Here is a 1319-nt window from a genome sequence, read left to right on the forward strand (position 1 = left end):
CTAGGAGCGTGAGTCAGTAACGCCTATTCGGCTTTGATGCCAATGAATGCCTCCGATGTCGTCGGGTTGGGTTGGGGCGTTGCCGACGCGATCGTCGTGGGCTGGGGCTCTGTATCCGTTCGCGTGCCGATCGAAAATAGGGCCACGGCCGTGTTGACGACGCAGGGCAGGATCGCTGTCGCCCGTCAGGGCGGTCTTGCCTGGTCTTTAGGTTGCCGGGTGGGGAGTGCTTTGCGTGGCGAGGCGGGCTTTGGTTTGCAGGGTGTGGAGTTTCATTAGGTTGTGGCAGGCGGCGATCAGGTCCCACTCGTGGGCTGCTTGCTCCAACCCGCGCAGCAGCAGGAATTTTCCTTGCCTCGTGTGGATTTGACCGAACACGGGCTCCACGATCGCTTTGCGCCTGGCGTAAACGGCGCGGCCTTTCTTCGTCTTCAACTTCCGGGCCATGCGTTCCCGGAGCGTCGCATCGGCGGGGATCCGGCCCCGAGGAACCTCGGGAACACGTTCGCCATGCTTGACCCGGCCGGTCGCGATGAAGAACTCGGTCCCGCCGTCGCTGGCCGTCTCAATGGTCTTGGCGTAGTCCAGGTTCGCGGCTGAACAATACCCGGCATCGGCGAGGACCTGCCGGGGCAGAACGCCCGTCGTGGTGTGGAGTTTCTCGACCAGGGGCACGACCTGTTCAACATCCACGCCAATATTCGTCAGCGTCGTCGCGACGATGATCTGATGATCCGCATCCACGATGGCCTGCGCGTTGTAGGCGTAATGGAAGGACCCGTCAGCGGTCTTCATGATCCGCGCGTCCGGGTCGGTGAAGTTGCGTTGAGCCTTCGGATTCACGACCGCGTTCTCGGCCGCATCCTCACCCTTCGCCGTGACAGCATCGTCGTCATCGCCCTTATCCCGGGCTTTCTTCTCGGCCTCTTTCCGCGCCCGGGCGGCCGCGTCCGCCTCCAAAGCGGCGCGCGCCTCGGCCAGTTTCACGAGGCGTGATTCCCGCCTCGCGAGCTCCGGCGGCAACTCATCACCGCGTTTGTCTTTCCCGAACCGGGCATCCTCGGCCTCATCGATCGCATCGGCGTCCGCCAGGAGGGCGGAGACTTCATCGGCGAGGACTTTCTGCTTCTCCGTCAACCGGGCGTAACTCATCGCTTTGCGCCTGGACGCGTTCGCCCGGACCTTGGTGCCGTCCAACGCGACCTGCCCCAGCGACACCATCCCAGCCGCACGACACAGTTCCAACGCCTGCAAAAACACGTTCCCCAGGCTCGCGAGGTGCCGTTTCCGGAACCGGGCGATCGAGCGAAAATCCGGTG

The 1319-nt window shown here is 63.7% G+C and carries 1 protein-coding gene; it reads right to left on the minus strand.

What is annotated here, in order from left to right; all coding sequences use genetic code 11:
* Positions 1-207: 207 nt before the first annotated feature.
* Positions 208-1319: transposase (locus QN345_RS19175; RefSeq protein ID WP_323509128.1), on the minus strand; the 1112-nt coding region annotated here is incomplete at its 5' end.

Origin of the sequence: Cryobacterium sp. 10I1 (genome assembly GCF_035019805.1) — a bacterium.
Taxonomy (GTDB): domain Bacteria; phylum Actinomycetota; class Actinomycetes; order Actinomycetales; family Microbacteriaceae; genus Cryobacterium; species Cryobacterium glucosi.